Here is a 4,976-nt window from a genome sequence, read left to right as displayed (position 1 = left end):
GCGCTGAAGCTCGGCCTCGGGCGTGCCCTCCCGGCCATGCGCGAGACGCCGCTCGAGCCTTGCCGCCCGCCAGCCGCGCCGGAACAGGAAATGCCCGAGTGTGCCGCGCCTCATCAGGCGGACGAGCGGCGCGGGCAAGACCTCGTAAGTCTCGATCGACGAATATGGCAGGCGGCGGCGGCAGGCGACCGCCTCGCCGCGCCAGGGCGCGAGCGCAGTCCGCTCCGGCCCTTTCCCGAAATCGACATCCGCCATGCGCTCGGCGGCCATGGCCCGGACGAGCTGCCCGTTCTTCGCGACCTCGCCCGGCCGGCGCAACGCGGCGATGAGTTCCCTCGCTTCGGCCTGCGAGAGGTTCGCGCGCTTGACCGCGAGGGTGAGCGCGCGCGCCATCGGCAGAAGCGTCGCGAGCCGCGCCGCCACGGCTTCGGCCGCGGCGAAATCGAACGTGGCGCCTGAGAGAAGAGTGACGCCGGCCGCCGCCGCATCGGCATCTCGCGCCATGACGGATGCGAGGTGAGGCGCGGAACTGCCGAGGTCGAGATAATGCGTGCCGGTGGCAAGCGCGGCGGCGATGAGTAGCGCGGCGGTTTCGCCGAAGGGCGTCGCGCAGTTGATGAGCACCGCCACGTCGTCGAGCTGCGAGGCGATGCGCGAGACATCGGCAAGGCCGAAGACGCGCGGCTCCACCGGATGCTCCTTGCCGGAAAGCGTGGCATTGGCATGCGTCGCGACACGCGCGATGTCTCGGCCCGCGCCGATGTGGAAAATGCCGCGTTCCGCGGCGCGCCGCGACATCAGCGCGCCCTGGTATTCATCGACGCCGTAAATGGCGAGCCGCGTCTTCATGCCTCCCCTCCGGCAACCGGCCCCTTTACTTCCCGCGGTTGCGACCCCACCTCGATAGTCTCCACCCGGGTGATATATTGCCGCCGCACGGGGAGGTCCCGCAATGAACCGATCATGGATACCCGCAGCGCTTATGCTCGGCCTGGCTGCATTCATCGTGCCGCCGGCACGGGAGGCCGCCGCCCGCAGCCATATTTCTACCGGCCAAGAGCTTTACGAAGCGTGCAAGGTACTGGCGGAATATTCGCTGAACCCGCGGGGGCGCACGCCCTCGCCGGGCCTTCGCTGCCGCCAGTTCATCGAGGGCTATTTCCGTTCGGCGAAATATGTCCGTGAAAGCGATACCGACAAGCAGGCGCTCGGCCTGCCCCTCGCCCCCACCGATTGCGCGCCCGTCGCGGATACGAATTCCTATGACCAGCTCGCCGGCAAGGTCGTGCGAAATGGCGAGTGGCACCCGGAGCTTCTGGACCAGCCCGCGGTCTATCTCGCCAGGGCGGCGTTCGGCTCGAAGCCGCCCTGTTGAGATTCATGGACAGGCGTTAGGCGGCCTTGTCGTCCGGCCAGTGGCCGACATAGCGCGACTGCGGACGGATGAGGCGGCCGACGCGCTCCTGCTCGATCACATGCGCCGTCCAGCCGACGACGCGCGACATGCCGAAGACGGCGGTGACGGCGGAACGCGGTATGCCGAGCGCCTCCAGAAGCACGGCGGTGTAATATTCCATGTTCGTGTCGAGCCGCCGGTCGGGCTTGGCGGCCTTGAGCGCCGCCAGCGCCGCGCGCTCGACATCGCGGGCGAAGAGCACGCGCTCATTGCCGTTCGTGAGCAGCGTCACCGCCTTGTTGAAGACGTCGGCACGCGGATCGCGGACGCGATAGACGCGATGGCCGAAGCCCATGAGGCGCTCGCCCTTCGCGATTTCGCGCTTCAGCCAGGGCTCTATATTCTCACGCGTGCCGATATCGTCGAGCATGTCGAGGACGGGACCGGGCGCGCCGCCATGTAGCGGGCCCTTGAGCGCGCAGAGCGCGCCGACAATGGCAGAAATCGTGCCTGCACGCGTCGAGGCGATGACGCGCGCGGTGAAGGTCGAGGCGTTCATGCCATGATCCGTCACCGTGACGAGATAGGCATTGAGCGCCTTGGCCTCCGCATCGCTCGGCATTTCACCCTTCAGCATACGGAGAAAATCGGCGGCATGGCCGAGCCCCGCATCGGGCGCGATGGTGGCCGCGCCGGCCTCGCGGCGGCAGAGCGCGGCGATGAAGACCGGCGCCGCGCCGACCGCGCGGATATGCGCGGGAAGCGCGCCTTCGTCGGACAGCATCGAGAAGCCGGTCCTGAGCCCTTCGGTGACGCTCAGGCCCTCCGTCGCGGCAAGGAGCTTCGGCACCAGCGCGAAAGCCTCGACCCTGGCGCGGGCAAGACCGGCCGCCACCGCCTCGCGCGAGGGGACGGGCTCGAGCCCCGCCACCCGCCAGAGGAGCGCCGCCGCGCCCTCGAAATCATGCGTGGCGACCAGCATCTCGAGGTCATGGCCGGCGATGATGAGGCGCCCCGCCTCGCCGTCGACATGGCTCAGGGCCGTTTCGGCCGCGACCACATTGTCGAGACCCGCCGCCGTCGCGCGGCCGCCTGCTCCCATGATGACATTCTCGGACATGACGCTCTCCTTTCACCTGTCGAAGCGGAGGCCGCGATGACGGCCCCTTTCCGGACAAGGTGGTCAGGCCTTGCAATAGCGTCAATCTTGATTAAGCTAATCAATAAGACAAAAAGTAAGAATCCATGCCGCGCCAGACCGCAACCGAGGCCACGGAAAAGCTCTACCTCTCCGCCAAGGAGGCCGCGGCGGAGCTGGGCATCAGCCTCGCCACGCTCTACGCCTATGTGAGCCGGGACATGATCCGCTCCGAGCCCGTGCCGGACAGCAGGGCACGGCGCTACCGGGCGGAGGATGTCCGCCTTCTGAAGCAGCGGCGCTCGAGCGCGCCGGGCGGCGCGGCGCAGCCGGGAAGCGTGAACGGGATCGCGAGTTTCGGCGGCGTGCCGGTGCTCGATTCCGCCATCACCCTCATCGCCGACGGAAAGCTCTACTATCGCGGCTCGGACGCGACGGCGCTCGCCCGCAATTCGAGCCTTGAACAGGTGGCGGCGCTTCTCTGGGGCTGCCGGGACGTGCAGCCCTTCACGCGCGAGGCGATCCCGACAATGTCGCCGACGGTCGAAAGGCTCGCCTCGGAGCTTGCCGCGAGCGGCCGCATCGAACGCGCGCTCGCCCTTCTGCCGCTCGCGGCAGAGGACGACCCCTCGATCTACAACATGACGGATCGCGGCCTTGCCACGACCGGAGCGCGGCTCCTGCGCTTCGTCGCCGCCATCATTTGCGGCACCGCGCCCTCGGGCGAGCCCGTGCATGAGGCGCTGGCGCGCGCGCTCACCTTCGGCGACAGGCGCGCCGCCGATCTCATCCGCGCGACGCTCGTTCTTTGCGCCGATCACGAACTCAACGCTTCCGCCTTCACGGTGCGCTGCGTCGCGGGCACGGGCGCAACGCTCTATGCCGCGGTCGAGGCGGGCATCTGCGCCGCGCAAGGCCCGCGCCATGGCGGCTTCACCAATCGCGTAGAGGGCTTTCTCACCGACATGGCGCATCGCCAGGATCTCGAGGACGCCGTGCTCCACCGGCTGCGGAACGGCGATCCCGTTCCCGGCTTCGGCCATCCGCTCTACCCCGACGGCGATCCGCGCGCGGCCGCCCTTATCGGCATGATGAAGGAAAGCCATGGCGACGATCCGGCCTTCCTCCGCTCGCTCCGCATCGTCGATGTGATGGAGGATGCGGGCGGGCTCAAGCCGAGCGTCGACTTTGCGATAGGCGCGCTCGGCGCTACGTTGCGGATGCTGCCCGGCGCGGGGCTCGCCGTTTTCGTGCTCGGCCGCACGGCGGGCTGGATCGCCCATGCGATCGAACAATATCGCTCGGGCCAGATGATCCGGCCACGCGCGCGCTATACGGGGGAGATTCCGCGATGACGGGAAAGACGGCGCTCATTGCCGGCGCGACCGGGCTTGTCGGAGGGTTCGTGCTGAAACGGCTTCTAGCCTCGCCCGATTATGGCGCGGTCATCGCCGTGACAAGGCGCAGCCTCGGCATCAGCCATCCGAAGCTCACCGAACTCGTCACCGATTTCGAGCATCTCGAGGAGGCGATCGCCCGCACCGGCGCCAAGGCGGACGATGCCTTCTGCGCGCTCGGCACGACGATCCGGAAAGCCGGAAGCCAGCCCGCCTTCGCGCGCATCGACCTCGATTATGTGGCGGCCTTCGCGCGGGCGGCAAAAGCGGCGGGCGCCACGCGCTTTCTTCTCGTCTCGGCCATCGGCGCGGCGCCGGACTCGCGCGTCTTCTATTCGCGCATCAAGGGCCAGGCGGAACAGGCCGTCGGCGCCCTCGGCTTCGGCGCGACGCATATTTTTCGGCCGGGCCTCATTTTCGGCGAGCGCAACGAGAGGCGGCCCGCGGAGGCCGCCATGATGGCGGCGATGCCCGCGCTCAACCTCCTCCTCGTCGGCTCGCTCGACATCTATCGCGGCATTCCGGCCGATACGATCGCGGCAGCCATGGTTGCCGCGGCGGCGAGGCCAGCAAGCGGCCGTCAGATACACACCTACCGTTCGATGATCGAACTCGCGAGTGGCCGGCCAGCGGACGAATGACGAGCCGCGCGTGCCGACATGCCGGGAGATGATCGCACCGGAGTGGCGATGTGTGCGGGCGCCCGATGTTCTTCAGGTCATTCATCAGGGACGGCAGGCTCCCGCCGGAGCCCGGTGACGTATATGCGTTTGCAACCGGCACAGATGCTATAGTTTGCGGGAACGACAATGGCGAAATGCCAGCGAATCGAGTGAGGGTCAGATGACGGTGCCGGGGGAGCGGGCGATCAATGCCGGAATAGCGGATGCGGCAACGCGATCGCAGCGTCTGCGGCTTTATCTCGGCGGTCAGGCGAGCTGGTATATCAGCCTCGGCATTCAGTTCGTCATCTTTCCGTTTCTGGTGACGCAGGTGCTGCATGAACCGGCGGCGCGGCTCGGCATCGCGCAGATGTCGCTGATGG

At 67.9% G+C, this 4,976-nt stretch carries 6 protein-coding genes; 4 read left to right on the top strand and 2 right to left on the bottom strand.

Annotated elements, in window-relative coordinates:
* Positions 1-849 (bottom strand): saccharopine dehydrogenase NADP-binding domain-containing protein (locus WBG82_RS07300; protein ID WP_424423175.1); only part of this gene is annotated, 849 nt, incomplete at its 3' end.
* A gap of 103 nt (positions 850-952) precedes the next feature.
* On the opposite strand from WBG82_RS07300, the gene WBG82_RS07295 reads away from it, so the two are divergent.
* Positions 953-1,375 (top strand): Rap1a/Tai family immunity protein, encoded by a 423-nt coding sequence (locus tag WBG82_RS07295; RefSeq protein WP_424423174.1) that lies wholly within the window; start codon positions 953-955, stop codon positions 1,373-1,375.
* A gap of 16 nt (positions 1,376-1,391) precedes the next feature.
* Here WBG82_RS07295 and WBG82_RS07290 read toward each other — a convergent pair whose 3' ends face one another.
* Positions 1,392-2,516 (bottom strand): citrate synthase/methylcitrate synthase, encoded by a 1,125-nt coding sequence (locus tag WBG82_RS07290; protein ID WP_424423173.1) that lies wholly within the window; start codon positions 2,514-2,516, stop codon positions 1,392-1,394.
* A 125-nt stretch (positions 2,517-2,641) separates the two neighbouring features.
* On the opposite strand from WBG82_RS07290, the gene WBG82_RS07285 reads away from it, so the two are divergent.
* The 3 genes from WBG82_RS07285 to WBG82_RS07275 all read left to right on the top strand — a co-directional run.
* A complete protein-coding gene (locus tag WBG82_RS07285) occupies positions 2,642-3,889 on the top strand; it encodes a citrate synthase family protein (protein ID WP_424423172.1) in 1,248 nt (415 codons plus the stop codon).
* A complete protein-coding gene (locus WBG82_RS07280; protein ID WP_424423171.1) occupies positions 3,886-4,572 on the top strand; it encodes an NAD(P)H-binding protein in 687 nt (228 codons plus the stop codon). The genes WBG82_RS07285 and WBG82_RS07280 overlap by 4 nt, the downstream gene beginning before the upstream one ends.
* Positions 4,573-4,774: 202 nt before the next feature.
* Positions 4,775-4,976, top strand: a 202-nt coding sequence (locus WBG82_RS07275) for a hypothetical protein (RefSeq protein WP_424423170.1), incomplete at its 3' end; no start/stop codon positions are given.

The organism is Parvibaculum sp., from assembly GCF_049671045.1.
Lineage (GTDB): Bacteria > Pseudomonadota > Alphaproteobacteria > Parvibaculales > Parvibaculaceae > Parvibaculum.
This window is presented reverse-complemented; position numbering and strand designations above follow the sequence as displayed.

What these genes read in the sequence shown, in the direction of transcription:
- WBG82_RS07295 (WP_424423174.1), top strand. Translation starts at nt 953, where the DNA reads ATGAACCGATCATGGATACCCGCAGCGCTTATGCTCGGCCTGGCTGCA.
- WBG82_RS07290 (WP_424423173.1), bottom strand. Translation starts at nt 2,516, where the DNA reads ATGTCCGAGAATGTCATCATGGGAGCAGGCGGCCGCGCGACGGCGGCG.
- WBG82_RS07285 (WP_424423172.1), top strand. Translation starts at nt 2,642, where the DNA reads ATGCCGCGCCAGACCGCAACCGAGGCCACGGAAAAGCTCTACCTCTCC.
- WBG82_RS07280 (WP_424423171.1), top strand. Translation starts at nt 3,886, where the DNA reads ATGACGGGAAAGACGGCGCTCATTGCCGGCGCGACCGGGCTTGTCGGA.